The sequence below is a fragment of the Gloeocapsopsis crepidinum LEGE 06123 genome (assembly GCF_015207655.1).
GTDB classification, from domain to species: domain Bacteria; phylum Cyanobacteriota; class Cyanobacteriia; order Cyanobacteriales; family Chroococcidiopsidaceae; genus Gloeocapsopsis; species Gloeocapsopsis crepidinum.
In genome coordinates this window covers 21,110-46,881 of the sequence record NZ_JADEWN010000036.1, presented here as the reverse complement: position 1 = coordinate 46,881, position 25,772 = coordinate 21,110, and the positions used below count along the sequence as shown (strand labels likewise).

The 25,772-nt window shown below is 40.5% G+C and carries 22 protein-coding genes; 8 read left to right on the top strand and 14 right to left on the bottom strand.

The window, feature by feature from the left end; all coding sequences use genetic code 11:
* Positions 1-42: 42 nt before the first annotated feature.
* From IQ230_RS15065 to IQ230_RS15050, 4 genes are all read right to left on the bottom strand, one after another.
* Complete coding sequence (locus IQ230_RS15065) at positions 43-2,505, bottom strand: dynamin family protein (RefSeq protein WP_193932776.1); 2,463 nt, start codon at positions 2,503-2,505, stop codon at positions 43-45.
* A 254-nt stretch (positions 2,506-2,759) separates the two neighbouring features.
* Entirely contained in the window at positions 2,760-5,525 is a 2,766-nt protein-coding gene (locus IQ230_RS15060; protein WP_193932775.1) for a DUF3131 domain-containing protein, read from the bottom strand.
* Between the two features lie 124 nt (positions 5,526-5,649).
* The gene (locus tag IQ230_RS15055) at positions 5,650-7,077 is read right to left on the bottom strand and encodes a DUF3131 domain-containing protein (RefSeq protein ID WP_193932774.1); all 1,428 of its coding nucleotides are present in this window, start codon (positions 7,075-7,077) and stop codon (positions 5,650-5,652) included.
* 95 nt (positions 7,078-7,172) lie between these two features.
* Complete coding sequence (locus tag IQ230_RS15050; protein ID WP_193932773.1) at positions 7,173-8,324, bottom strand: hypothetical protein; 1,152 nt, start codon at positions 8,322-8,324, stop codon at positions 7,173-7,175.
* Between the two features lie 226 nt (positions 8,325-8,550).
* On the opposite strand from IQ230_RS15050, the gene IQ230_RS15045 reads away from it, so the two are divergent.
* From IQ230_RS15045 to IQ230_RS15030, 4 genes are all read left to right on the top strand, one after another.
* The gene (locus IQ230_RS15045; protein ID WP_193932772.1) at positions 8,551-9,408 is read left to right on the top strand and encodes an urease accessory protein UreD; all 858 of its coding nucleotides are present in this window, start codon (positions 8,551-8,553) and stop codon (positions 9,406-9,408) included.
* A gap of 14 nt (positions 9,409-9,422) precedes the next feature.
* Entirely contained in the window at positions 9,423-9,725 is a 303-nt protein-coding gene (ureA, locus tag IQ230_RS15040) for an urease subunit gamma (protein WP_105220493.1), read from the top strand.
* A 284-nt stretch (positions 9,726-10,009) separates the two neighbouring features.
* Entirely contained in the window at positions 10,010-10,321 is a 312-nt protein-coding gene (locus IQ230_RS15035; protein WP_193932771.1) for an urease subunit beta, read from the top strand.
* Positions 10,322-10,619: 298 nt separating this feature from the next.
* Positions 10,620-11,276, top strand: coding sequence for a response regulator transcription factor (locus IQ230_RS15030; protein WP_193932770.1), 657 nt, complete (start codon positions 10,620-10,622; stop codon positions 11,274-11,276).
* A gap of 20 nt (positions 11,277-11,296) precedes the next feature.
* On the opposite strand, the gene IQ230_RS15025 is transcribed toward IQ230_RS15030, so the two are convergent.
* From IQ230_RS15025 to murC, 4 genes are all read right to left on the bottom strand, one after another.
* The gene (locus tag IQ230_RS15025; RefSeq protein ID WP_193932769.1) at positions 11,297-11,767 is read right to left on the bottom strand and encodes a low molecular weight protein-tyrosine-phosphatase; all 471 of its coding nucleotides are present in this window, start codon (positions 11,765-11,767) and stop codon (positions 11,297-11,299) included.
* Positions 11,768-11,965: 198 nt separating this feature from the next.
* Positions 11,966-12,322, bottom strand: coding sequence for a YbaB/EbfC family nucleoid-associated protein (locus IQ230_RS15020; protein ID WP_193932768.1), 357 nt, complete (start codon positions 12,320-12,322; stop codon positions 11,966-11,968).
* Positions 12,323-12,474: 152 nt separating this feature from the next.
* Positions 12,475-13,488 (bottom strand): UDP-N-acetylmuramate dehydrogenase, encoded by a 1,014-nt coding sequence (gene murB, locus IQ230_RS15015; protein WP_193932767.1) that lies wholly within the window; start codon positions 13,486-13,488, stop codon positions 12,475-12,477.
* Positions 13,489-13,576: 88 nt separating this feature from the next.
* The gene (murC, locus tag IQ230_RS15010) at positions 13,577-15,094 is read right to left on the bottom strand and encodes a UDP-N-acetylmuramate--L-alanine ligase (protein ID WP_193932766.1); all 1,518 of its coding nucleotides are present in this window, start codon (positions 15,092-15,094) and stop codon (positions 13,577-13,579) included.
* A 308-nt stretch (positions 15,095-15,402) separates the two neighbouring features.
* On the opposite strand from murC, the gene nadD reads away from it, so the two are divergent.
* Positions 15,403-16,053, top strand: coding sequence for a nicotinate (nicotinamide) nucleotide adenylyltransferase (nadD, locus tag IQ230_RS15005; protein ID WP_193932765.1), 651 nt, complete (start codon positions 15,403-15,405; stop codon positions 16,051-16,053).
* 127 nt (positions 16,054-16,180) lie between these two features.
* Complete coding sequence (locus tag IQ230_RS15000; protein ID WP_193932764.1) at positions 16,181-17,194, top strand: type I glyceraldehyde-3-phosphate dehydrogenase; 1,014 nt, start codon at positions 16,181-16,183, stop codon at positions 17,192-17,194.
* A 71-nt stretch (positions 17,195-17,265) separates the two neighbouring features.
* Here IQ230_RS15000 and thiL read toward each other — a convergent pair whose 3' ends face one another.
* From thiL to IQ230_RS14980, 4 genes are all read right to left on the bottom strand, one after another.
* Positions 17,266-18,303 carry a thiamine-phosphate kinase gene (thiL, locus tag IQ230_RS14995; protein ID WP_193932763.1) on the bottom strand — a complete coding sequence of 346 codons (1,038 nt, stop codon included), beginning with the start codon at positions 18,301-18,303 and terminating at the stop codon, positions 17,266-17,268.
* On the bottom strand, positions 18,290-18,985 hold the full coding sequence (gene ispD / locus IQ230_RS14990) for a 2-C-methyl-D-erythritol 4-phosphate cytidylyltransferase (RefSeq protein WP_193932762.1): 696 nt from the start codon (positions 18,983-18,985) through the stop codon (positions 18,290-18,292). The genes thiL and ispD overlap by 14 nt, the downstream gene beginning before the upstream one ends.
* A 279-nt stretch (positions 18,986-19,264) precedes the next feature.
* Positions 19,265-19,801: a hypothetical protein gene (locus tag IQ230_RS14985; RefSeq protein WP_193932761.1), complete on the bottom strand. Its 537-nt coding sequence runs from the start codon at positions 19,799-19,801 to the stop codon at positions 19,265-19,267.
* Positions 19,788-20,726: an AGE family epimerase/isomerase gene (locus IQ230_RS14980; RefSeq protein ID WP_193932760.1), complete on the bottom strand. Its 939-nt coding sequence runs from the start codon at positions 20,724-20,726 to the stop codon at positions 19,788-19,790. Before IQ230_RS14980 ends, IQ230_RS14985 begins: the two co-directional genes overlap by 14 nt.
* 655 nt (positions 20,727-21,381) lie before the next feature.
* On the opposite strand from IQ230_RS14980, the gene smpB reads away from it, so the two are divergent.
* Together smpB and IQ230_RS14970 are read left to right on the top strand one after the other, a co-directional pair.
* Positions 21,382-21,846: an SsrA-binding protein SmpB gene (smpB, locus tag IQ230_RS14975; RefSeq protein ID WP_099700913.1), complete on the top strand. Its 465-nt coding sequence runs from the start codon at positions 21,382-21,384 to the stop codon at positions 21,844-21,846.
* Between the two features lie 162 nt (positions 21,847-22,008).
* Entirely contained in the window at positions 22,009-22,308 is a 300-nt protein-coding gene (locus tag IQ230_RS14970; protein ID WP_193932759.1) for a WGxxGxxG family protein, read from the top strand.
* Positions 22,309-22,473: 165 nt separating this feature from the next.
* Here the strand turns inward: IQ230_RS14970 and IQ230_RS14965 are convergent, their stop codons facing one another.
* A complete protein-coding gene (locus IQ230_RS14965; protein ID WP_193932758.1) occupies positions 22,474-23,877 on the bottom strand; it encodes an IctB family putative bicarbonate transporter in 1,404 nt (467 codons plus the stop codon).
* A 223-nt stretch (positions 23,878-24,100) separates the two neighbouring features.
* Complete coding sequence (locus IQ230_RS14960) at positions 24,101-25,672, bottom strand: GAF domain-containing sensor histidine kinase (protein WP_193932757.1); 1,572 nt, start codon at positions 25,670-25,672, stop codon at positions 24,101-24,103.
* Positions 25,673-25,772: the final 100 nt, after the last annotated feature.

Sequence of the window (25,772 nt, the reverse complement as noted above, 5' to 3'; positions counted from 1 at the left end):
AAAAAAGATTTGTAAGCAGTATATTGTAAATCACAATACAGTTCAATTTTGATTCAGTTCTTTCTTTAAATTTTGATAAATTGTTGTGATTTCAACTTTTTGAAATTCAAAACGTTGCCAAAGTTGTTTCTCTTGTTCAAAACCATCCTCAATGACATTTAACTGCTGTTGCAAAGCACGTTCGGCTAAACCAGTAATGTCATTAACTGATTCTTCAAAAATATTGCTAACATCATCTAAGCGTTTGAAAATCCACTCAAGTAAAACATCCCATAATCTTTCTTTGCCTTTCTCAATTCCACCCAACCATTGTTTTGCCATTAAATCTGGGGACGGAAGAAAAAGTTCTACATATTCAACTTCTGCGGTAATGTTGTGATTTACAGGTCTGGTTTGAACTCTTGTTTTTGTACTTTTAAAACACGAACCTTCTTCGTAAAATTCTGTATATTGTTCGTGTTCTGTTTTTGTATCGACAATTTCTGTTTTTCGAGAATTTCCTTGCTTGATTGTGTCTGAGATTTCAAAAAAGTTATTTGGTAACGTTGGTAAATTTTGAGCTAATTGTTTGTGCAGCTTAACAAATGCTGCTTTTTGTAGTTCAACTGAAGATTTGAGGTTTTCTTCAGATAAACAAATCTTTAATCTCTTGATTTGTTCGTCAACTAATGATTCTAAAGCTTGCTCAAATAGTTTTGCTTTTCCTTGAAGAATGAATTCTGCTCTTGCTGTTATGCCTTTTTTCATAGTGTGATACAAAAGACGTACATAACGTTCGTCATGTTCAAGTTCTTTTTTACTGTCATCATCACTACGTACGCGCTTGATAAGATATTCTGATTCACAGGAAAATTGGCTTAATCTTCGGCTAGCGTTATCGTATGTTCTAGCAATATCTTCAGCTAAAAAAGGCGATACTACTTCTCGTAACTTGTCTTGTAATTCAAATGTACCCAAGTTATTTTTTAAAGCATCACGTGCAGGAACTATTAAAACTTTAGTTAAGTCACCTTCTACTTCACTAATAGCATCAAAGATTAGAGAAAATCCTTTTCTGCCTTTTTTTTCAGCATCTTGTTTAATTTTAAGTCTATCTTCAGGCTTATCAGTTTTGAGTCCTGCTATTAAATGTTCAATTTCAGCTTTAAATTCTCTACCTATTTTATTGATACTTTTATGTAAGTTTTGCCGAATATTAGCGATTTTCTCTCTTTCTTGTTCGACTTGTTCTTGATTATTAAGTTTTCGTGTTTGAACCAAGATGTCAAGCCGTTCTGATAAAACAGAGTAGTGATCAAAAACTTCTACCAATGCTGGGAGTATCACTAATTCTGTAAAAGACTCTTGAACCCGCAGGCGGAAGCGTTGCCACAGTTCTCTCCCACCACTCCATTCTAAAGAATAGTAGAGAATTTTACTCATAGTTTCGTCATCAATAAATTCATTGTCTTCTACTCGATCTTCGATATCACGAAACCAGTTTTTTAAATATCGGTTTTCTCTAGTATTTAAACGAATTACTCCTGCACAATCTTGAAACATTGCTTTAAGAAAGTTTAAGCGAGTTTGTTGATTAACTGTAGATGGTTTGTGCAAAGCTTCTACACCCCAGGCACACTGGGCATAATATAGAAAACGAGCATTAAAAGGAAGAATATCAGGAAGTTCTTGAAGTAATAGTACTTCTTTAATTTCTGCTTTTAACTTATTAATACGCAAAGATATGGGTAAATCATCAACACCTCGCTGATCGACTCGATTTAAGATAAAAATCATCGAATCTGTACGTCCTTGTAGGTATTCGACAACTTTTTTTAATTCTTCCAGCAAGCGTTTTCTATGATCGTCATCTACTTGCATATAGTCTAAAGATACTAGACTAAAAGCTTTATTAACTTGCTTTTGAATCGTTGCTAAGTTAGTTCGATCTTGAACTGACTTCAAGCCTGGTAGATCGATTAATTCCACTCCTATTCCTTCAGGTAAACCTAGCAAGGAAGGATCGCAAGCAGGTAATAGAGGAATATAAGCCGTTACTTGTGGCGCTACATACTCCCGTTTTTTACGTGCATCGTGATAGGAGTGCATCACCGTGCGAATTCGGTGGTATAAATCCTCATCATTTAATTTTGTCCATTCACCTGTATCCCAAACTGCATCTTCTGTTGGTGCGATCGCTAATCGATGTTCTGAAGAATGCTTAAGAGTTAACACACCTCCACTCATTTCTCCGGCTTCAATAGGTGCAATTCTTCGACCAATCAGTGCATTAACAATAGTAGATTTTCCAGAAGAAGTTGTCCCAATAGTGGCGATCCGAAAACTAGGATGTTCAAGTCTTTGGACTGCTTCTTGATAAACGTTGACAAATTCTTTTAGGCAAGATTCAATACTTGGATCGCCAAAAATCTCAGGAGATAAATTGACTAAGCTAGAGACTGAGTTACCTAATTGTTTTAAAAGATTACGAGTGGTGTTTAACTTAGACTCTATACTGAGCGACATTTTTCTCTAGAATATATTTTTTGGTCAACTCTAATAAAGCCTGAAATACTTGCAACTACCACCAGTGTGAATACTGAAATAATGTTTGATGATGTCGTCCGCACTTTCGGTATTTGAATTGTTATTTCCTGTGGATGGAAGAATGCGAGTGCGAATGAATTCGCAGCTAAATAAACAAAGTTCACCTGCGTGGACTTACTCTGCGTAGCCCCGAAGGGAGTTGCAGGGCATTTGAGATTCTTGCTTTGACCCCTTTACTTCGCAGACACCCAGTAAGTGCCAGAAGAGTCAGTCACTAGCTGGACTTTTTGTGTTGCCGTTGTTGGTAAACCACGACCAGAATTACCCGCTTTAATCTCCTCCCACCATCTTGAATTCGTTGTGTTGTTTGGTTGAATTAGTGGTTGCTTTGTTGCCATATACAGCAAAGATTGGAGAATCATGCTGTTGGTACTGCTGGTAAAGCCAATGGCAGTTTTACCAGTTTTTTCGTAAAAGCCCTCGTAAAAGCCGAGTAAAGGATTGTATAAGTCAGTGGTTGCATTAACTAACTCTTGCGCGTAGCGATCTTCTGGTAGCAAGGCGTGATAAGCAAAGGCTACTGCGGTACTTACCAAACGTCCATCTACTACAGCTTGACCGTCATCGGCTAAAGCTACCCAAGGCTCTCCTTGACCGATAATAGAACTGTGGACAGTGTAAGGTTTGCGATCAATTAAAGTTGTGGCTGAGGCGGTGTGCTTGCCTGTACGACGGTAGCGTTGTGCTTGCGCGGTTAATATAGGTTGTACTAGCGATCGCATTTGCGGATCAAAACCAAATTCGAGTCCGTACAGTAAAAACGGATTGCTGACTGTATATTGATTCACCTTGGTGTTTGTCTCGCGACGAAGGCGCTGAATCGGCACTGCAACTCCTTCTACCGTAGCAGTTTGATACTTACCACCAACTGCTGAATTTGCCACATCAAATCCCCACAACTGAAAAGCACGGGCGGCATATTCTTCGTAACCTAAGCGAGTTTCAGGGTTTACCCTTGTGAGCGATCGTCCAGCATCTTTTGTAACTGTAGCACTAGAGAGCATCCCATCCTGCACGACACGCAAATACGACCAATCAAGTACGATTTGCTCTACAGCTTGAGTGTATTGCGGATAAGAAGTTTTTAAATTGTAAAGTGACGCTAGAATTCTGCCGATATCTAACGCTGACCAACCCGTGCCTTCGGGAACTGAATTTCCACCATAATCAACCGATTGCAGCGATCGCGTATCATAACCACGATTGGGCAACTCTCCAGCAAATAATGGTAATTTTGTCAAGGCTCCTAAAAGATGTCGCGTGCGCAAGTCAAACTCTTTTGCTGAGATGATATCAAGCGATCGCGCCGCTTGAAGTGCAGCGAGATAATCGCCTAAACCCCAAAGTGTTGCACCTTTAAAATCACTGCGATCGTCAACTAGCCCACTGCGATGATAATTTGCTTGAAAGTACCGCCATGCGGCTTGCGCGTAACGACGTTCGCTAACTGTCAGAGGTCTATTTAGCTTATTAGGATGAGCAGAAAATGGTTGACTCACTGGTGGAATTGGTTCAACTACAATTTCTGTAACTTCAGGTGTTGTCGATTCAACGCTAGGTGTTTGTGCAGGCGTTGTCGTCGCAGGTAGAGGAGTTGAATTAGCTGTTTCTACATCATTGCTTGGTTTTCCTGTCGAAGCACTCACCGATGTTGTGATTAAGGGGCGATTCCCTCTAGCTTTGTAATGGAGAATCTCTAAAATTAAGCCATTTGTATTTCCTGTTAAAGCATTGTTTGTTTGCTTAGTTTCTTCGTAAATTCCAGCGTAGAAACCTTCATCAGGACTGCGGAGATCTTTGACTGCCTCAAACAGTTTTTGCGTATAGTCATTTTCTGGATAAAGGTAGCGCCAGCCAAAAGCTGCTTTTGTACTCAAACTGCGTAACTGTGGATAAGGCTGATTGGTGTCTGTAATTGTTGCCCAAGCGTTGCCATTAGCATAAACCGTATTGTAAAGAAAATAAGGCTCTCGATCGATATTGTCTTCGGTAACTGCGGTGAGTTGTCCAGTAGCTTCGTAGCGTCGCTTTTGCACTTCTAAAACTCTTGCTGCATAATCTGCTAAGTCACCTTGTAAACCAAATTCAATACCATCCAAGATGTAAGACTCACTGACAACATAATTATTGGCGTTCGTCGTTTGATAATCGCGAGTATCAACAGGAATTTGTACGCCATTGATTTCTACAAACTTAAATGGTTCAAAGGAAACGGCTTTAGGTACAGAAAAACCCCAGAGTTCATAACCTCTAGCAGCATATTCCTCATAACCCAAGCGTCCTTCTTGAACTAATAATGTTTCACCATCAGGAAGCACAGTAGCACCAAACATCTGTCCATCTTGAAGCGATCGCCCTAGTTGCCATTTTGAGACAATTCCTGTGAGCCAATCATTATACTGCGGATGACAGGTGCGGATAATATGAAAAGCTGCAAGTATCCGCCCAATATCTAATGCTGACCAACCAATACCTCGCTCTACCGGATTATTGCCATAATCCACCATTTGTCCGTTAGCTGTATTGTAAACTTTACTTGGTAAGCCATCTTCAAACAGTCTTAATTCGCTGAGTGTTGCTAAAAACTTATTGAGACGGGAATCGAAATCAGCTTGGTCAATTAAATTAAGCGATCGCGCTGTATTCAACGCTGTAAGATAATTGCCCATATCCCAAAGCGTACCAGAGGGATAACCACCAGTTGAATTTGTAAATCCGGTTGCGGGTTGATAGTTTTTGACAAAATACTGCCAAGCACTACGCGCATAAGTTTGCTCTTCCTTTGTTAAAGGTGCTGTAATACTGCTACAACTATCAGCATTGTTCGGACTTTGTGCTAAAGATTGTGTTGGAATATAAAACGAAAACTGGGCGACGATTCCAATGAGAAAAAATGCGATTAATCGCAACCACTTGCGTTGATGGCGCTTCCAGATCATAATTAAAAGTTGGGTTTTCAAAAATTAAATTAATAGTTAATGTGAGGTAGGCATCTTGCCTGCTTATGCCCGACAGCAAAAGATGGACAGCCGAGACGGCTATTCCACATTTAAGTAAGTCAACTTACTTAACATTTGCCCAAACAACTAGTGGCTTACCAACTTGCTTGTAGAGTAAACTTTCTAGAATCACGCCGTTATTATTTGCTGTGAGTGCGCGATTAGGCTGATGCAGTGATTCATAAAAGCCGTTGTACCAGCCACGATCGGATTTCAGATTTGCTTGCACAAAATCGTATAATTGGCGCGTATATGGAGTGTTATACAACATATGCCAACCAATCGCTGCCTTAGCACTCAAAAACCGCAAATTGTTGTATTGTTGTCGCGTGTCGGTAATTGTTGCCCAAGGTTGTCCGTTGACAAATAAGCCACTGTAAACAAAGTATGGCGGGCGATCGAGATTATCTTCGGTTACAGCAGTTAACTGTTTTGTCGCGCGGTAGCGGGCTTCTTGTGCGGCTAAGATGCGATCTGCATAAGCTTTGGGTAGCGCTTGAAATCCTGTCTCAATGCCATCTAAAATAAAAGGCTCGCTGAGGACATAGTTATTTGCCCCTGAAGATGCATAATCGCGGCGATCGTAGGGAACTCCTTGTCCGTAAAGATTCACAAACGCAGTTTGCGATTGATGATCTAAAGCACGTTCAACATCTAAGCCCCACAGTTTTAAACCAAAAGCCGCATAATTTTCGTAACCCAAGCGTCCTTCTTGGTTGTATTGCTCTTTACCATTAACTACCGCAGTACCGTACATTTGCCCATTTTTGGTTAAGCGATCTACTTGCCAGTGTTGCCAAACTTTTTCAGCGTGCGATCGCAATGCAGGATACTTTGACCCCACAATTTTAAGCCATATTGCCATGCGCCCCAGATCAATCGCTGACCAGCCAATTTCTTCGCGTTTATCCAATTGACCGTAGTTAACCGGAAGTAACGTTGTTGCGTTATAAACTTTATTAGGCAATTCTTTTTGATACAACGGCATTGATGCTAGTGTTGTTAACATCTGGCGCATCTTAGTATCAAATTCTGTTGCAGAGACGATATTTAACTCTTTTGCACTCACCAAAGCGGCGATCGCTGCGGCTTGATCCCACATCGTTACTGATGTAAAGCCATCAACGGAATTGACTAAACCTGTTTTTGGATTCCAGTTACGCTGAAAATACGACCAAGCTTGACGTGTGATCGTGAGTTCATCAGCAGTTAATCTGCCTACGTGTGGTGCAATGTATGGTGTTGCTTTCTCTAGCTGGCTTAGGTTAATTGGTTTCCCTGGTAAAACAACTGATTTGGCATCCAATACTGCAATATCAAGTGTATTGACACTTGCCGTAGCTGCGCGATCGGATTGTGGTAGTTTAGCAGTTTGATAAAGATGTCTCGACCAAGAATTCAGCCCTGCGATCGCAATAATAGCTGTGATAACTCCTCCCACGGAAGCAAGAATTGACAGCGTTTTAGGTGGTGGTTCAAAATCAGAATTCATGAAAGTGAAGCCTTGTTAATTTTGTCAAGTTTTGAACACCTTGACCGCCTTACGACTTCATTTTTCCCAGTTATTAAATAGAATTAACACTGATACTAAAAGCTCACCCGCACCTGACCTGTTAGCGAACTACCACCATAAGCACTTCTCCCAGTATCTTGATTGCGGACATTACTAAAGCTATAGCTCAAATCTGCTTCAATATCACTAGAAATCTTTGCTGTGCATTGCGCTTGATAACCATTTGCGTTATCCATTTCTCCTTGCAAGCGTTGCTGTCCTAGATTAGCTGCAAATCGGCAACGTAGAAAATCAAAAACGTCTCCTTCCCAGGCTAACTCAGCGTTATAAACTAAAAAATCTTGTGGAGAAAAATAGCCACTGGTGCGCTCAAAGTCACTGGTATAATTCCAAGTAAATAAATTAGCTGCAACTCTAAATTGACCAAATTGACGTTCTAATCTACTAAACGATTGCCACTCAGAATTACCATCGTTATAACTACCCCAGCGTAATGTCGAGAAAAAGCTAGTCTTACGCTCAATCTGCCAATATACACTGGATCCTAGTCGCCAAGCTGTAATTTGATTTTCTAATGTTTGCGCATTAAATTTATACAATCCATATTCTAAAGCACCTGAAAGGACTAAGCCTGATAGTAGTTGACCTGAAGGTAAAATGTTTATAGTGATTGGGGCATCAAGTTTTGCACTAAAATTGAGAGTAGGGGATAGACGATCAAACATATCAACTCCTACTGTGCCTTGTAGTGTGGCTTCACCAATCTTTCCTGTCCACCCTACTTGAATTGGAATAGTTGTAATTGCATCAATATTTGGCTGATCAAAATAATTAAAACCTGTCTTGAATGTCAGTATTTCATCATCAGATAAACGAAACTGAACTGTAGGCTCAACAAATAAATTACGTCCGCCAAAATTATCTGTGCGATCGCGAAAATCAAATTGAATATTTTCTAATACAGGTGATGTAGTCGATTCTGTAGTTGTAGGTGGTGAAATTAAATCTTGTGGAGGTTTTGGCGGTGGCGGTGGTGGCGATCGCAAACTAGGATTGAAGTTTTCAGGTGCAGCAATTAATATTGGATTTTGTTCAATTAACGTTGATTGGAAATTCGATTCATTTTGTTGTGCAAACTTCCCTGTTACAGCATTTGCTGGGGTTGTCGTTAATACCCATATACTCAAGCTGCCAATTATGCTCCATTGTTGGAGACTAACACACATAGTCTGTTAATGGATTAATGTGTTTCATATTTACTGATCGCACGAGTGCAAATTTATAGATCATTCACTATGACAAGCAAATTAACGCTAATTTGACGAGGCGTCCAACCGCAATATTACTGAGAAAGCCTACTATGTTAATGATTATAATTAAGCAAATTTACTCTATAAGATTCAAAACATTTATGCATAACGTGTCACAATAACAAAATTAATCTCATCCAAAATGTTGCGCTTGCTAGAACTCAACAATTCTCAAAAGCTTAATTCTTGGCACGGTAGTTTAAATATTGTCTATGCGTTAGTAGATGGTGCAACTGCAGTGACACACCAGCAAATGCAAGCACCGCTAAAAGTTCAAAGACCTTTTTATCCAGAAGGAGCAGTTTGTCATAGTGTGATTTTACACACTGCTGGAGGTATTGTTGGCGGTGACAAACTATCACTCAATTTTCATCTGCAACCGAAAGCCCATACACTCATTACAACTGCCGCCGCAAGTAAGATTTATCGTAGTAATGGTTTAGAAGCTAGACAGAATATTTTGCTACAAGTCGATACTGATGCTTGTTTAGAATGGTTTCCTCAAGAAACAATTGTGTTTAATGGCGCAATTTATCGACAGGATTTACGAGTAGAATTGGCACCTGGGGCTACCTGGTTAGGCTGGGAAATTACCCGCTTTGGTCGCAGTGCTAGAGGAGAAAAGTTTTTACAAGGTAACTGGCGATCGCATACTGAGGTTTGGCAACAACAACACCCTTTATGGATAGATCGCCAATGGTTACATGGAGACGAGCAAATTATTAATAGCCCCCACGGTTTAGCCGGAAACTCTATTGTGGGTAGTTTTGTCTGGATTGGGCAATCTATTTCAACTGACGTGGTAGAAAAAATAAGAACCCTCAACTCTACCGTAGAACAAGGCGAAATCGGCGTTACGCGCTTAAATGCAGGTTTACTATGTCGCTATCGTGGTAATTCTACAACTGAGGTGCGAAACTGGTTCACTGAGGTCTGGCATCTGCTACGATCTTCCTCTCTGGGAAAACCAGCCTATCGATCGCGTGTTTGGCAAATCTAAAGGACTGAACTGCTATGCAACTGACACCACAGGAAAAAGATAAATTACTCGTTTTTACTGCTGCTTTACTCGCCGAACGACGCAAACAAAGAGGATTGAAATTAAACTATCCCGAAGCTATTGCTTACATTTCTGCGGCAATTTTAGAAGGCGCACGAGACGGGCGTACAGTTGCAGAATTAATGAGTTATGGCACAAATTTATTGACGCGCGCAGATGTAATGGATGGCGTAGCTGAGATGATACCTGAAGTTCAAGTTGAAGCAACTTTTCCTGATGGAACGAAACTAGTTACAGTTCATAATCCGATTCACTGATTGAGATTTTGTCAGATAGTAAAGATTTAAAATATTGTCATTGATGAGAAGACAGAGGATTTTTTTTGTATTTCATGATATTTGTTTTACTAATTGAAGCGACAAAGTAAACTAGTGATTACCAATATCAAAATCATTATAGCAACGCACAATATTAAACTGATATAGTGTGTTTTTGAATCACGTATGTTGATAAAAATACTATGAGTTTATTGATATATAGAGATTTGCGCCAACATTGACACAATAGTAGAATTCAAAGAATTAACTATCAATTCAAAAAAATGATTCCAGGAGAGTTATTAGTACAACAAGGTGATATAGAACTCAATACAGGGCGTCCAACTATACGCATTAAGGTTGCTAATAGTGGAGATCGCCCTATTCAAGTAGGTTCGCACTTTCATTTTTATGAAGTCAACTCAGCATTGGACTTTGAACGCGATCGCTCGCGAGGGATGCGTCTCGATATTCCTGCTGGTACAGCAGTACGTTTTGAGCCTGGAGATGAAAAAGAAGTTGTTTTAGTACCAGTTGTTGGCAGTCGTCAAATCTACGGTTTCAATGGTAGAGTCAACGGGCAATTAGATAGCTAAGCTGCGTATTCTATAATTTGGCACAATAGCATCAATCAGTTTTCCACTCGATTTTTCTATTGATTTTTATCGAGTGGTAGTTTTTTATTAGAGTATCCCTCATTACCATGAGTGGAGACAATTAGTGTCAGGAATGGTTTTTATGTAGTTGTTATACCTAACTTTTGCTAGAAGATAAATCATTAGCTTTAGTTTAGGATTGTTAATACAATGTATGAACACACTTTATATCTACTTACGGTAGTAGAATGCAGCGACTATATATTCCTTGCTTAGAGATGTTAACGACTTATTATCCATGCCTTTGACACTTCTCGTCGTTGATGACGATCTCGGAACTCGTTTGTCAATCAGCGATTATTTGGAAATGTCTGGCTATTCAGTGCTAACGGCAGCTGATGGTCAAGAAGCATTAGCTATGGTACAAACATATCATCCTCATTTGATGGTGACAGACATTGTTATGCCACGAATGAATGGTTATGAATTAGTGCGTCATGTTCGTCAACATCCCAAGTTTCGCTTACTACCAGTGATATTTTTAACGGCAAGAAACAAAACAGAAGAAAGGATTGCTGGATATCAATCAGGTGCTGACTTATATTTACCTAAGCCATTTGAGTTGAATGAACTGGGCGCCGCTATTCGCAATTTACTAGAGCGATCGCAAATCATTCAATCAGAAACTCGTTTATCTTACGAAGAAGGTTTGCGGGCTAATTCTCATACTCTTGGGTACGAAGGAGATACAGAAGTCCACATTAAGTTAACTCAAAGAGAGCAACAAGTCGCAGTTTTATTAACTCACGGTCTATCCAACGCAGAAATAGGAAGCCGGTTACATCTGAGTCCTCGGACGGTCGAGAAGTATGTTAGCAGCTTATTTCGGAAAACTTCAACCAGTAATCGTGCAGAATTAGTTGGTTTTGTGATGAAATATCGATTGTTGCAATAAAAAAGTTGCCTAGGAAATCTTTAGTTTTTGACTTCTTGTAGTAAGCCAGTGCAAGCATCAAGGAGAATATCAATGACATAATTAAAACCTTGTGTTCCTCCATAGTATGGATCTGGAACTTCTTCCACAGTATGCTGCGAGCAATAGTCACACATCAGTTGTACTTTCTCGTGATACTTACCATGACCATCGAGCGCTAAAATATCTTGGTAATTTTCGCGATCCATTGCCAGAATAAGATCAAATTCTGCCAAATCAGTTTTTTGTAATTGACGCGCACTACCACGCAATTTGATGCCTAATTTACTAGCTGCGGCGATCGCCATACGCTGATCTGGTGGACTACCAACGTGATAGCCTCCTGTACCTGCTGAGTCGCAAATAATTTGTCCTTTTAGGTTCTCTTTGTCTAGTAGATAATTCATGATATTCTCTGCCGCTGGGGAACGACAGATGTTTCCAAGACAAACAAATAGCAATTTGTAAGGCATATTTTGAGAGGTCAGGGGTTAGAGTTTAGAGGTTAGGGGAGACGGAGAATTATGAGTAATGAATGTTGAGTTTAAGGAAGTTATGAGTTCTCAGTGTTGAGTGTTAAGTTATGAATTTAGGAAAGTTGAGACAATTCTTTGAATTCAAAACTCACGCATTCAAAATTCAAAACTAATCCCTCACCCCTAGCCCCTGGTTTACATTCCCATTCCTGGTAGTTCTAAACCACTTGTTAATTCTTCCATGCGTTCGCGCATCGTTGCTGTAGATTTGTTATATGCGTCCTTCATTGCTATTGTCACTAGATCCGAAAGGACTTCTGCCCCTTCACTTAGAGCTTCTGGCGCAATTTCAACACTTTGAGGCTCTTGGTTGCCACTTAGGACAACTTTAACTAGACCACCACCTGCTTCTCCAGCAATCTGCATTTGCTCTAGTTCTTCTTGGAGCCTTTTGGCACCTTCTTGGACTTGCTGTGCCTTTTTGAAAGCATCGGCTAGTTCTTTCATTTTGCCTATACCGAAGCCAAAACCTTTTCCTTGTCCTTGTGTCATATAAAAATTGATCGCGTTGCAAATTGGATACGAAGTTCCATTAAATTATAGATGCCCTGCATCGAGTTGAGAGGATTTATGAGGAGGTCAGAGGTTAGAGGTCTGAGGTCAGGGTGATAGCAAAGTCAGAAAATAACTCTGATTCTTGTTTTTTATTCAAATTCACCCAAAATTTTGACTTCTGGCTCTAATAGAATTGACCAGTGCTGCTGTACTTGATCTTGCACGTAATTAATAATTTGTAGGATATCACTAGCTTTAGCACCGCCACAGTTAAGGATAAAATTTGCGTGCCGTTCGGCAATTTGTGCCCCGCCAACTTTGTAGCCTTTGAGACCTGTTTGCTCAATTAGCCATCCGGCAGTGTACGGTCTAGGATTGCGAAATACACTACCGCAACTTGGTAGATGATATGGCTGAGTAGCACGACGTTGTTCCAAGTGTTGGCTAGTTGTTGCTAGTACTTGTTCAGGATCAGCACCAGGTTGCAATCGAAAGGTTGCTTGAGTCACAAAGCGCAGTGGTTTACCCAAGCTAGCAGCAATATGTCCTTGCAGCACAGAGGTGCGATAACGATAATCTAATTGTTCAGGTGTGAGAGTTTCTACTTCACCGTCAACAGACAAAACTTGCGCACTCACCAAAATATCAGCTATACAGCTTCTATGCGCGCCAGCATTCATCACAACAGCACCACCAACGCTACCAGGAATACCCACAGCCCATTCTAAACCTTGCCAACCACGTTCAGCTGCTTGCCATGCTAGACGCGGTAAAGGCTCTCCGGCGGCGACTGTCACTTCACCTGTTATAAAGTTGAATTCAGTATGGCGCAAGTGACGCGTGCTAATTACTAGTCCTGGAATGCCGCGATCGCTCACGAGTAAGTTGGAACCCGCCCCCAACAGCGTTACTGCTAAACCCTCAGTGTTTGCCCATAATAAACTTGCTTGTAGTTCTGCTAAATTGCGCGGTGCTACATACCATTCTGCTGGACCACCTACCCGAAATGAAGTAAGCGTTGCCAAGGGAATTTGAGACTTAATGACACAATTAGTATTAGGTAATATTGTTTTAGCTCCACTAACGCTATTGTTCAGCGCTTTAGTCACCAGTAAGGGAGAAGCCTGACTATCAATACTCAGATTTGCTTGCGAAATATTCATAACAGCACAATAAATAAAGGTGGAGGTATGAGGAGAATGAATTCAAGCTGCGAACAGCAGACAATAACAAGTTAAGGTTCCCTGCTCATTACTTCTCCTCGGCTCCCCTAGATTGGCGAATCGAGTTCATCACTTCTGGAATCACTTGATTTAAGTTTCCAGCGCCAAGAAATAAGGCAAGATCCCCTGGGCGTAACGTTTGGGTTAGATATTCACATATGGCAGTTAAGGTAGGCTGAAAAGTGACTTGTGGGTGATGTTCGCCAATCATCTCAGCAAGTTTTTTGCCACTAATTTGTCCTAGGTTAGGTTCACCAGCACTGTATATCTCACTAATAACGGCGATATCAGCATGAGTGAAAGATTGCGCAAACTCTGGTAGAAAGGCTAGGGTACGACTGTAGCGATGTGGTTGAAACACCGCAACAATTCTGAGGTCTTTTGCTTGTAGACGAGCTGCAGCGAGGGTAGCACGAATTTCACTTGGGTGATGTGCGTAATCATCAATAAACAAGATACCGTTTGTTTCTCCGCGCAGTTCAAATCGGCGGCGGGCACCCGTAAAGGACGCAATTGCTTCAGCAATCGTTGTAAAGTCTAAACCCAGTAATCTACCCACAGCGACAGCAGCAAGAGCATTGCTGAGATTATGCTGACCTAAAAGACGTAAGTTGAGGACACCAAGTACTTCGCCTTTTTCCCAAACACGGGCAATTGTACCATCTGCACTGTAATCGACATCAGTAACTGTGTAATCTGCATTAGCATCGGAACGAAGGCTGTAGCTGATCGAGGGGTGGAGGCGATCGCGGACTGTTTCACAATCAATACACCCGACTAAAGTTTGACAGCGATCGGCAAAAATTTGGAACGTTTGCACAACTTCTTCTAACGTTCCGTAATGATCGGGATGATCCAGTTCAATATTAGTAACTACACCAATTGCGGCAGATAGTTTGACGAGCGATCCATCAGATTCATCTGCTTCAGCAACAAGATACGGACTTTGTCCTAACCTGGCATTACCTTCCCAAGCGTTGACTTCACCACCAACAACAATTGTGGGATCGAGCTTTGCTTGCAGTAGCATATAGCCAATCATGCTACTTGTCGTTGTTTTGCCGTGAGTTCCTGCAACAGCAATACTTTGATAATCTTGAATTAATGCTGCTAACAGATCCGAACGATGAAAAATCGGACAGCCTAAATCTAGGGCAGCACGATACTCTAAGTTACCTGTATTGATGGCAGTTGAACAAATAACTTGAGGTAAAACTGGTGTATTCGTAATTAAACTTTCTACAGGGTTATAAGGTTCAGTTAATAGTACTGATGTACTATTAAGCCGTTTTTTTGGAGTTAGCAGTTCTTGAGAATCAGATGTATTTTGTGGCTGAAAAAATGTCAAGTTTGTTGCTTCTTGCTTGTCAAATATATTAACTCCTAATGCTTGCAAGCGTTGAGTAATATGACTAGAACGAATATCTGAACCTGACACAGGGAGTTTACGCTTGGCAAGAATGTAGGCAAGGGCAGACATTCCAATACCACCAATACCAATAAAATGAAAAGGCTTACCGCTAAAATCAACAGAATTCAGTAGCATTTTTGCTCCTTCCACACCACACCACAGCATACTGCACAAATGTTAGGCGATATCATATCAAGAATTTCTTTTTTTCGGGAACTCTCTTTCTTGAGATTTCTTGCTTTACGTAAGGAATATCTTTATTGCTACTTTGTCCACTTCAGTACAATTCATAGAAAACAGGGAAATGTTTTTCTTGTATGTAAATAACTGTGATTGAACTCTGATTAAATTATTGGCAATTTACTAAAATCACTAAAGGTAAAAATTAAAATAGGGAAAATCAGCGATATTGACCGTTAAACTTTGACCCTAGCCGCGATGAAATGCAGTACTCAAGGCATAAAGTAGGAATTTTGGGAGGTACTTTTGACCCTGTACATTGGGGACATCTGCTGATTGCTGAAGCAGCCATCAGTCAAGCTAATCTTAAACAAGTGATTTGGGTACCCACGCGCCACCCGCATTACAAAAATGCCACCGCATTTGAGCATCGTTGGCAAATGGCGCAAATGGCGATCGCCGATAATCCGGCCTTCAAAATTGCTCCAGCAACGGTGAACTGTACAGAAAAATCTTATGCAGTTCAGACGCTGACTGACCTCAAAACACTTTATCCCAATACTCAATGGTGTTGGATTGTGGGTTTAGATGCCTTCGAGACTTTGCCTCAATGGTATCGCCGCCAGGAACTAGCGACTGAGTGCCAATGGTTAGTTGCACCCCGACTTCCGGCAACGCTCAAGATAGAGCAGTCTACAGCGATCGCAACTCATAGTCAGTTACGTTGCGAACAAATTGTCCAAAAATTAGCATCGCAAGGCTTATCTATCAACTGGCAAATTTTGCATCTACCTTATATGGGAATTTCATCAAGTTTAATTCGTGCTTTGTGCCGCGATCGCCTATCGATTCGATATTTAGTGCCAGACGCCGTGCGGCTGTACATTGAGAAACATCGGCTCTATTCACACTGATTTTTGATAAAATCTGAGGTTTTTCATAGTCTTGTCGTAGGCAGGTTATAATGTAACGCCCTTTGCGATATGATCTGCTTCAAGAATAGGTAATCATTGTTTAGTACATACTAGAGGGCAAGACGCTGTGATTAGAGTCGCGATCAACGGTTTTGGACGCATCGGGCGCAATTTTATGCGCTGCTGGGTAGGTCGAGAAAATAGCAACATCGATCTGGTCGCTATCAACGATACTTCCGACCCACGAACCAACGCTCACCTACTCAAGTATGACACCATGCTGGGGACGTTGAAAAATGCTGATATCAGTGCTGATGATAATTCGATCATCGTTAATGGTAAGACCGTTAAATGTACATCAGATCGCAATCCAGAAAACTTGCCCTGGAAAGAATGGGAAATTGACCTGGTTATTGAATCAACAGGTGTTTTTACCAGCAGAGAAGGGGCAACGAAGCATCTAAATGCTGGCGCTAAAAAAGTCTTGATTACTGCTCCTGGCAAAAACGATGACGGGACATTTGTGTTTGGTGTCAATCATCACGACTACGACCACAATAAACACACTATTATCAGTAACGCGAGTTGTACTACCAACTGTCTTGCTCCCATTGCTAAAGTTCTCAATGAGAGATTCGGCATTATTAAGGGAACAATGACCACTACGCACAGCTACACTGGAGACCAGCGTTTACTTGATGCGAGTCACCGTGATGTGCGGCGTGCTAGAGCCGCAGCAATGAATATTGTCCCCACTTCAACTGGGGCAGCTAAAGCAGTTGCGCTTGTCTTGCCAGATCTTAAAGGTAAGCTCAATGGAGTAGCGTTACGCGTTCCTACTCCCAACGTATCAATGGTAGATTTTGTCATTCAGGTAGACAAAGCAACCTTTGCTGAAGAAGTTAACCAAGCACTCCTAGATGCTTCAGAAAATTCACTCAAAGGTATCTTGGCATACAGCGATTTGCCACTCGTTTCCTCTGACTATCAAGGACACGACGCTTCCTCTATCGTTGATGCAAGTTTGACTTTGGTTATGGGTGGTGACATGGTGAAAGTCATGGCTTGGTATGACAACGAATGGGGTTATAGCCAGCGTGTATTAGATTTAGCTGAACTTGTCGCTGAAAAGTGGAAATAGGTGAATTTTAGAGAGGTCAGTGGTCGGGGGTCAAAGGTCAGAAAGAACCGTGTCGATCTTGGCTGAGAAACCTAAAAATGTTGAAATCCCCGTTTGAGGCTAAGAACTTCATCGGGGGTTTTTCCTGTTTGGTCAACGAGATAAACTTCAGAATCATTTGTAATCTCACCAACAATAGCAGCACCTTTACCTAAGCGCTGTACTAACGCTTGCGCTGGATCGGGAGGCAAACATAAGACTAACTCGAAATCTTCACCACCGTACAGTGCCCATTCTAATGCTTGCTGGGATGACCAGTTTTTAAGCTCATCAGGAAGGGGGATCAAACTGCGTTCAACTCTTGCACCTACTTGACTCATCTGACATATTTGCAACACAGCATCTGCTAAACCATCACTACTATCCATTCCTGCAACATGAATGCAAGTGTTAGCATTTTCAGTTTGATGTTGAAATTGAGATATTATTTCCCACAAAATTGGTAGCACGTCCAATCGCGGTTGCGGATGTTGATGAGCTTGGATCAACTTTTGCTGAGTACTGTTGCTGAAGCTTTGTCTTGTTTCTAGCTGTAGTAACAACTCTAATCCAGCGCGAGAAGCACCGTGAACTCCAGTTGCAACTATGGCATCTCCTACTTGAGCAGTAGAACGACGGATAATTCGTTCAGGATGAACTTCTCCAAATGCAGTAATTGCTATAGTTTTCACCGAAGAACGGCAGACATCGCCTCCAATGACGAAAGTATCAAACTTTTGCAGGCATTGTGTTATTCCTTGATACAGTTGCTCAATCCAGTTAACTGGAGTATCGTTAGGAACCCCTAGGGCAATGGTGATACCTAAAGGAGAAGCACCCATAGCGGCTAAGTCAGATAAATTCGCCGCAGCAGCACGCCAGCCAGCAGCTTCAGGAGTAGTCGTGCGATCGCCAAAATGAACTTCATCAACTAACATATCTGTTGTTACAACTAAAGACTTCCCTGGTTGAGTTGTAACTACCGCTGCATCATCGCCGACGATTTCTGGCGGACAAAATTGCTGTAAGCGCTCTAATAGCCCTTTTTCTCCGATATCTTTGACTAAGGTTGTCGATTCAGGTTGTGACATTCTGTAGCCTTTGTTGCAGAATAAATTCTGCGATCGCTAAATCTACCGGAGTTGTCAGCTTTAAATTTGTTTCTTCTCCTTCGACAATTTTGACTGTAAGACCGCATCTTTCAAACAAAGCAGCGTCATCAGTAACTTCCCATCCTTGGCGACGTGCGACTTCATGACATTGTTTGAGTTGTTCAACATCAAAGGCTTGGGGAGTTTGTGCCGCCCAAAGGTTACGCCTGTCAGGTGTACTTTGAATCATTCCAGCAGTATCAACAACCTTGATTGTGTCCTTCACAGGTACAGCCGCAATTAAACCCGAACAATGACGAATTTCCTCTGCACAACGATCTAGCAATTTTGGCGTAGCAAGACAGCGCGCACCATCATGAATCAGAACTTGTTTTGCGGCGTTTGGAAGAGCCTGCAAGCCATTGTAAACAGATTCTTGACGGGTAGTTCCCCCGACAATCAGTTGTATCGGTTTCGTGAGTGATAAACTTGCTAAATCTTCTTTAATATCTAACCAATCTGAAGGCTGTGCAATAATACCTACCCAGCTAATTTGGTGACTTGCTTCTGCAGCAAGTAGCGTCCAGCTAATCAAAGATTGCGATTGCAAGGATAACAGCAGTTTATTGCGATCGCTACCCATCCGACGTCCTATTCCAGCAGCTGGAATCAATAAATGCACAATGTCCCTCTTGTCTTAGCTTAAATTGGCTCAAACATAATTATTTTTGCACTTTCCCTGAACAATTAGCATTTCTTTTAATAAGCGGCTTCATGAGCCTATTCTTTATTGCCATCAAGTTTAGTATTCATCTTGAATAAAAATGAATGTTACAAATAAGATCCTTAAGTATGTGAGCGTAATTATTGTTCGCACGCTTTATGTTACCCAATAATTAATTGTTACTCCACTGATCGTTGACTATTGATCAACAACAGCCCTTAAGTTACTCCGAAAAAATTACTGAACATTAGCAAAAGTAATTTTATGCTTTTTATGATTTGGAAAAGTATTCAAATTACTGATTTGCCGACTTTGAATTCTTCCTGAATAAAAGTAAGGGCGAATAGTTGCCGTAGATGGCTGTCCTTTATATGCATAATGAAGCACCACTGGCTTGTTTTGCAGTGCTTGGGTTGTAATATAAGCAACTAAGGCTTGTTCTGTTGCATGATATCCGTGATTCCATGCATCTATTTTAGGACGCCACTGAACTCTAACACCAGCAGCATTAACTTCAGGATAAGTTTCATAATATTGATAATCCACCATATGCTTTAGCCAATATGGATATGTTTTGACTAAATACTGAGCTAAAGCTGGATTTCTTAAACTGAATGTCGCTGTCATTTGATTCATCTCGTTGTACATCCACGAGATTTTATTACCATTCGTACTTACAGAACCATTTGAATTTAGCAGTGTTGCCCAGGAACCTGTATTGCTCACATAAGCTTTTTCTAAAACTTTTGGACCTTGAATTTCAGCAAAAGACATTAACCCCTGTATTGTTAGTTAGTTTTCCTACTAAGTAGATAAACCAAAAAGCTTTACAAGTGTGCCCCAAATCAACTTGTTGAAAACTTTCTCCTACATTGCCTTCTCGCCAGTACAAGTTATATTGTGAACTATAAAACTTATCATTCATAATTTGCACAATGCGTAGGGCATCTGCTTTCCATTGTGACTGTAGGGGTTCTGGCAATAAAGGAATTGTCAAAACCATGTAAGTATTTAACTGATCAAGTTGTGCTGTTAGATTTTTGATATTAGATGTTTTGCTCCATTTAAGCATTCCAAGCTCAGCATCATAATAGTTATTAAAAATGTGATTTTTTAACTTAATAATATCTTGTAAAACTGCTTCATCTCTTGTTAAATAATAGTACATTGACAAACCTAAACCAGCATATGCTAGGTGCTGGGTATTTCTTTGAGCTTGCGCAGCTTCAGAAATACCGTTTTCCCAATAAGTCACTACACTACCATTACTTTCAAAAGCATTTTTTCTGATGTAATTTACTCCATTTCTAGCTAGTTGAAGCATTCTTTCATTACCAGTCAGATGATAAGCAACACCATATACGTATGTTTGCCGAGACTTAGCTACTACATATTCTTTATTGAGATCGTTTTTTACCCACGATGATGCATTTAAAATTTCCGGACAAGGATTACTAGGATTCCAACGCAAACCATTATTACAGCGGAAAGTAGGAAAATTACCAACAGGATTACCAAGAACTGATTGCATTGTCCAAAATGGCATAATCTCTTGGTTTATATGTCGTAGCCATCTCTGACCAGATGGTAAGTTATTGGTAATTCCTGGATTGAATACTTCCAGATTTTTTACTGTATTCTTAGTAGTTTGTGCTGCTGGATTAGAGATAATATGTGTAGCGCTAACGCTGTTTGACACAGTAAATAAGCAGCAAAGGCTAAAAGTTGAAGATTTTAGTAATAAATTACGTAGCATAGTTATTTCTCGAAGAATTTAAATAATAGGAATTAAGTTACAGACATTAATTTCTTTGATTTATTCAACTGAAAATAAAGCAGCGATTCGACGTTAAATTTTCTAGGTAAGAAAGAAATAAAGTGATAGCAATACAAGAGACAGAGTTTTCCTCTAAAACCGTCTGAATAGTAATCTATTAAACTTGCAAATATGCAAATTAAAAATTCATTTAAGATAAACTTAAAAGTGAAACTAAATTTTAGTTGATTGTTGAATGATATTACTCTCAAACTAAAGAAATTGAAACTTGGTAAAAGAGCTTTTACATCACCAAATATAGAGGCAAGAAATACTACTGTTTTGACTTGTAATAAAAATTTATTTTTGTATGTAAAAAAACTTTCATACTCTTACGAATTAATATGTTATTCAAACTTTTATAAGTAAAGTTGAGAAGTTTTTAATTATTAAGTTGTATTGGCTTACAGTATAAAGAGTGGCACTAGCAATGCACTTTGTGGCTTTAACCTACTGCAATACGCCCAATACGGGCAGAAAAATGTTAACTTCAGTTAAAGGTAGGATTATCTACCATTGGCAGTGAGATAAGTGTTCAATGAGTGACAACGACGGTTATAAAGTTATTAGCGAGAATCGACAGGCACGTTTTCTCTACGAAATTCTAGAAACGTACGAGGCGGGTATTCAACTAACCGGAACAGAAGTAAAGTCTATTCGAGAAGGCAAAGTCAACTTGCAAGATGGCTACGCTTTGATTCGTAATGGCGAAGCGTGGTTAATAAATGTAAATATATCTCCTTACACGGGTAGCGGACAGTATTTTAATCACGAACCTCGCCGGACACGCAAGCTGTTGTTGCACAAAGAAGAAATTCGCAAGCTGATAGGAAAAGTAGAACAGCAGGGATTGACTTTAGTACCTTTGAAAATGTATCTAAAAAGAGGCTTAGTTAAAGTTAGTATTGCGCTTGGTAAAGGGAAGAAGCTGCACGATAAGCGAGAAAGTTTAAAGCGCCGTCAAGATCAGCGAGATATGCAAAGAGCTATGAAAAACTATTAAGGACATCTCTTCTTGAGATAGAAATTAATGTAGCTTAATATTATGCAAGTATTTCTTCAGTAGGACTTTGGGAGAGTGGAGGTTTCTAGCTCAAGGGTGATTTTACTCAAGTACTCAATCGTTAAGGTAAGGATGAAGAGATGAGACAAGGAGCTTGTGGCTATGAAACATTCTCAATTATCCAAAGTGTTTAGCACTAGTGTATTAAGTTTAAGCCTAGCAGCATTACCTTCTGTGCTTCCTGCGTCAGCAACTACTACAGCACCTGGAACAGCGACTACTGCACCAACAATCACGACAACTCAAACAGACGATGGTTTTGACTGGGGTTGGTTAGGATTACTTGGTTTAATTGGTCTAGCTGGTTTAGCTGGTCGTAAATCGGAACCTACCCGTTACCGCGAACCTGATACTGTAGGAACAACAGGAACAACTTCCTCCTCTACATATCGAGAACCGTAGATTGTTTACTCTCCTTTCATCTGGGTGCATTTAAATAAAATCTACTTGCATAGAAGCGTTGGTAATAAGCATTGGTGTCTACCAAATTATCGCAAAATTAAAAGCCTTAAGTGTTTTAGCTTAAGGCTTTGTTTTATACCTACTGAGAACAAAATGACTTAATACTTATTGCGTCGCTACTGTGGAATTACCTGGATTTGGTTCTGAGACAGAAGCGTTGAGATAACCGGCAATTAACGCAACAGTCAGCCACCATAACGTACTAACTTCAGGTCGATACCAAACAGTATCTACTGTGCCGTGAGCTAGCATACCTACTACTATTGCGATCGCTGCCATTAACCAAAATCCTTCTCGGTGATTGTGCTGGCGTAACCTCTGTAATTGTGTCAATCCTTGGCTTAGCATCACGATTACCAACCAAACGAAACAGAACAAACCAATTAAGCCTGTTTCTACAGCAATTTCTAAGAGAACCGAGTAAGCGCTCAAAGCAGTATACTTAGGTTGCTGATAGAGTGGATAAATTCTGTTAAAGGCAGTATTACCAGGACCAATACCTAAAATTGGGCGATCGCGAATCATGTCAATGACAGCTAGCCAAACATTGATGCGGAAGTTATTACTGCTGTCACCTCGTCCTGCAAAAATACTTAACACGCGATCGCGTACTGGTTCAACAAATAATATTGCCAAAATTAAAACACTCAACATGCCTACCAGCAAAATTGGCAACGACCACATCCGCCAAAACGGTGGTAGTTGTATACTCAACCAATAAACTAGTAATACCAACAGCGTGACAACCAACGCCAGTAAACCAATCCAGCCACCACGACTAAAAGTTAAGATTAAGCACGCCATATTGACTAAAAGCATCGTTAGTGCTAAAGCTTTGGGAATCCAGCCACGCCACGCAAAAATTGCCATTGCACTGAATGCGATTGCTGGCAGAAGATATCCTGCAAGTAAATTAGGATTACCCAAGTAACTATAAACACGAGTTGTTTTCGATAGAGGCGATTCGGGATCTACCCAAGTTGCTAGCGCAGTTGCTCCAAAAAACCATTGTCGTAGCCCATAGACACTAACAAGGAGTGCTACGTGCAAATAGATGGCAATCATCCATGCACGAATTCGAGGAGAGCGTAAAACTCTAGCAGCGAGGGCGAACATCAACAAATACAACGTTAATTTTGTCCATCCCACAAAAGCTGCTGATTTTACAGGTGACGCTGCTGTCGCTACAGTAGCAATTCCCCAATAGAGCAACACGAGTAGATGAACAGAAGTCAGTTTCGCTTGATCGCGGATATCTGTTAGAGTGACCAATAGCCAAAATCCACCACAAGCCACTAAAAGTAAGCCTACGAGTATACTTGAGACAAAAGGTGCTAAAACAAATATCAAACTGAGAAGCACTGCTGCGATTTGATCTGCCCACTGAATCAGCAAGCTACTTTGTCGCCAAGAACGTAGTATGCCTACTATTGAACGGTGTAAGTAACTTCCACTGCGCCAATCTTGCAACGCCACATGAGTGAGCGTAAATTGTTGCCATGCATTCATGATGAAATCATTTAGGGTGTTAGGGTTCCTGTGTACTTATGCTCCAGCAAGTTGACCCGTATGTTATTTGTTAGTAGCTTGTTGCAGTTGAGCAACAGCTTACAGTGTAGTCGTGCCCGCTGAATAAGATATTCCAAATTACCAATAGTAAATGTCTTGCTTACGAACAAATCTTCTTGTTATAGCTAGTTTATTATTTACACACAACACCCCCAACCAAATGCTAGACAGTTTCCTCCGCAGGAGCCGCAAGTTCAGGTAAAACAACTACATAACGATAGCCTGATTCTGGCGATCCTTGCAGATTTATTCTTCCTCCATGTAATTTTGCCAGATCGCAGCTTAATAGCAAACGTAGACTATTGCTAGAGTGGTAGATACCTTCTAAAGGATTGTGCTTGTGTAGTGGATGGTTGGCATCTTGCTGTGTCACTTCTGGATTGGTATTAGCAACATCTAACACTTGAGTGGCTAAGACAGGTAAAGCAGTTGAATTTGATAATTCAGCACAAAGACCATCGAGTGGAGTTCCACTATCAGCAGCAAAAGGTAATAGCTGGCACAGTAATGGTTCTGCTAGGGTTAAGCCTTGTTCTAGCCAAGGGTGAGAAGCCCAGATGGCAAAGTGTAGCCCATCACTTTTATGTGAAACATGAATATGAATCACGCTTCCATTTGCAGCAATTTGAGTAATGTAAAAAATGAGCTGATAGAGTAACTGTTTAACTTTATCTTTGTCTAAAACCCAAAGTCGGTTAAATCCTGGTTCTAAAGACAAATTAATTTGTTGATCTCGCCGTTTAGTTGTCTCGGATAGAGCACTAATCACTTGCTGACACAACATTTCAATTTCCACAGCAGTGAGATTAAGTGCTGCAAAGCTACTATCTAATGTTCCTAGCTCAGAAATTTCGTTGACGAGTGTTAACAAGTGACGTCCGCTATTTTCAATAATTTCTAGGTATTCTTTTTGCTTATTTGTGAGAGGACCATAAATTTCGCGGCTGACAACACTCGCCATACCCAAAACCGAAGTTAAAGGCGTTCGTAATTCTTGAGTGAGCTGAGAGAGAAGTTCGACTTTGACTTGGTTGGTAGAAAGATATTCGCTTGCTGTAGCAATTGTATGTGTGATTTTGTCATTGTTATCGGTAACAGCAGTAACAGGATTTGGATGACTATTGTTTGGTACGATGCCAGAATGTCCGCTTAAAACAGAATCTGTTTGTACTAGAGGAGAAGTCAAATAAGTACTATTAGGATTGATACCTGTGAGCAGTTGATGGCGCTCAAGTTCACTCATACTCCAGCAAGCCATGAGTTCTATAAACTTCATGTCTCTGAGTGTAAAATTACGTGGTTTCAGTTCCATGACGGCGATCGCTCCTAAGCATTGCCCTGATGTATTCATCAGTGGTGCTCCCATAAAAGCGCGGATACCATACTGCTGCACTAAGTCACTGTTAACAAATATCGGATCTTTAAGAGTGTCATCAATTGCTAAAATCTTATGATTTTCTACCACATGCGCTATAAAAGCTTCTTGCCTTGATAATTGCCGTTCTTGGGCGATTTTACTTCTCAATCCGAGTCGCGCTAAACCTACAGCTGATTTAAACCAAAAACTATTTTGATTCAAAAAGCCGAAGATACAAATTGGTACTTCTAAAAAATCGGCAGATGTTTGCGTAGCTGCGTCAAAAACAGGAATTGTTTGAGCTTCTAAGATCCCTATATCTGAGAAGACTTTTAGCTGCTGCTCTAGTTCTTGTGCTGTTTTTCTCTCAGGCTCCACTGTTACTACCCCTGGCTCAATGTTGAACGAAATGTGTTTGATCTAACCCTGGTATTAGGGTTTCTACTTCCTTTAAGATTCCCCATCTACAATCGAGATG

Coding starts and splice junctions, on each gene's coding strand:
- IQ230_RS15065 (WP_193932776.1), bottom strand. CDS start 2,505: ATGTCGCTCAGTATAGAGTCTAAGTTAAACACCACTCGTAATCTTTTA.
- IQ230_RS15060 (WP_193932775.1), bottom strand. CDS start 5,525: ATGATCTGGAAGCGCCATCAACGCAAGTGGTTGCGATTAATCGCATTT.
- IQ230_RS15055 (WP_193932774.1), bottom strand. CDS start 7,077: ATGAATTCTGATTTTGAACCACCACCTAAAACGCTGTCAATTCTTGCT.
- IQ230_RS15050 (WP_193932773.1), bottom strand. CDS start 8,324: ATGTGTGTTAGTCTCCAACAATGGAGCATAATTGGCAGCTTGAGTATA.
- IQ230_RS15045 (WP_193932772.1), top strand. CDS start 8,551: ATGTTGCGCTTGCTAGAACTCAACAATTCTCAAAAGCTTAATTCTTGG.
- ureA (WP_105220493.1), top strand. CDS start 9,423: ATGCAACTGACACCACAGGAAAAAGATAAATTACTCGTTTTTACTGCT.
- IQ230_RS15035 (WP_193932771.1), top strand. CDS start 10,010: ATGATTCCAGGAGAGTTATTAGTACAACAAGGTGATATAGAACTCAAT.
- IQ230_RS15030 (WP_193932770.1), top strand. CDS start 10,620: ATGCCTTTGACACTTCTCGTCGTTGATGACGATCTCGGAACTCGTTTG.
- IQ230_RS15025 (WP_193932769.1), bottom strand. CDS start 11,767: ATGCCTTACAAATTGCTATTTGTTTGTCTTGGAAACATCTGTCGTTCC.
- IQ230_RS15020 (WP_193932768.1), bottom strand. CDS start 12,322: ATGACACAAGGACAAGGAAAAGGTTTTGGCTTCGGTATAGGCAAAATG.
- murB (WP_193932767.1), bottom strand. CDS start 13,488: ATGAATATTTCGCAAGCAAATCTGAGTATTGATAGTCAGGCTTCTCCC.
- murC (WP_193932766.1), bottom strand. CDS start 15,094: ATGCTACTGAATTCTGTTGATTTTAGCGGTAAGCCTTTTCATTTTATT.
- nadD (WP_193932765.1), top strand. CDS start 15,403: ATGCAGTACTCAAGGCATAAAGTAGGAATTTTGGGAGGTACTTTTGAC.
- thiL (WP_193932763.1), bottom strand. CDS start 18,303: ATGTCACAACCTGAATCGACAACCTTAGTCAAAGATATCGGAGAAAAA.
- IQ230_RS14985 (WP_193932761.1), bottom strand. CDS start 19,801: ATGTCTTTTGCTGAAATTCAAGGTCCAAAAGTTTTAGAAAAAGCTTAT.
- smpB (WP_099700913.1), top strand. CDS start 21,382: ATGAGTGACAACGACGGTTATAAAGTTATTAGCGAGAATCGACAGGCA.
- IQ230_RS14970 (WP_193932759.1), top strand. CDS start 22,009: ATGAAACATTCTCAATTATCCAAAGTGTTTAGCACTAGTGTATTAAGT.
- IQ230_RS14965 (WP_193932758.1), bottom strand. CDS start 23,877: ATGAATGCATGGCAACAATTTACGCTCACTCATGTGGCGTTGCAAGAT.